The 834-nt window shown below is 30.8% G+C and carries 1 protein-coding gene; it reads right to left on the bottom strand.

Features of this window, described 5'->3' with window-relative positions; translation table 11 throughout:
* Positions 1-37: 37 nt before the first annotated feature.
* On the bottom strand, positions 38-724 hold the full coding sequence (locus tag HF876_RS18725) for a TnsA endonuclease N-terminal domain-containing protein (RefSeq protein WP_169361561.1): 687 nt from the start codon (positions 722-724) through the stop codon (positions 38-40).
* Between the last annotated feature and the right edge of the window lie 110 nt (positions 725-834).

Genomic DNA, 834 nt, shown 5'->3' on the forward strand with positions numbered 1-834 from the left:
ATTCCGGACACGTCCTCTCTATTTATAGGATAGAGACTTAACTAACTTGTGTCCATACATCCATACTAGCATCATTAATTAATTTTCTATTTATCCGAATGTTATTAACGTCTTCACTTAAATCAATGTCTTTGTTCATGTCTACAAGTAACGTTTTACGAGCTAGTAAATGTCTATAGATTGAAATTCCAGTTCCATGCTCATAATTATATTTTTTCTCAAAGTCTTTTAGATTTTTAAGTAATTCACCACTAAAATAATTCCATTCATCCAAAAAAGTATCAATATTAAGTTCATCATCTAATAAATAGGAATTTCTAAGATATTTAAGATTTTTAACAATAGGGGAAGGCATTTCTTCCTCAGTAACAATGCCCCAGTTAACACCTTGATTCTCCCAATAAATTCTTTCAATTTCAAACTTCTTCATAATATTTTCTTCATTTAATTTAGTTGAAGGTTTTATTGTTCTAGCCTTATAGACTAAATGATTGTCTTCTCTAAAAGTAAGTAAGAAATCAGTTGTCATAACGATAGGAGTACCTGTTTTAGGATCTGTGGGATGTTTAATTCCTAATTCCTCTGAAATCTTTAAAGTAACCATTCTGTCAAGAGGGTATTGTTCACGAATATCTATGACATCAGAAACCCAATCCACCATGCAAAGATAATTAAATTCTAAATCAGAAAAGAATTGATGCTCTCTATTAGTTTTCCACCCCATAAATCTATGGTTACGACCCTCTGATGGTACATCTGTAAACGCTAAAATAAAATGGACAGTTGCTGCTAAATAACATTGAACACTTTCGCTAATCTAATAGATTTTCAGTA

This window comes from Psychrobacillus sp. BL-248-WT-3 (genome assembly GCF_012843435.1).
Lineage (GTDB): Bacteria > Bacillota > Bacilli > Bacillales_A > Planococcaceae > Psychrobacillus.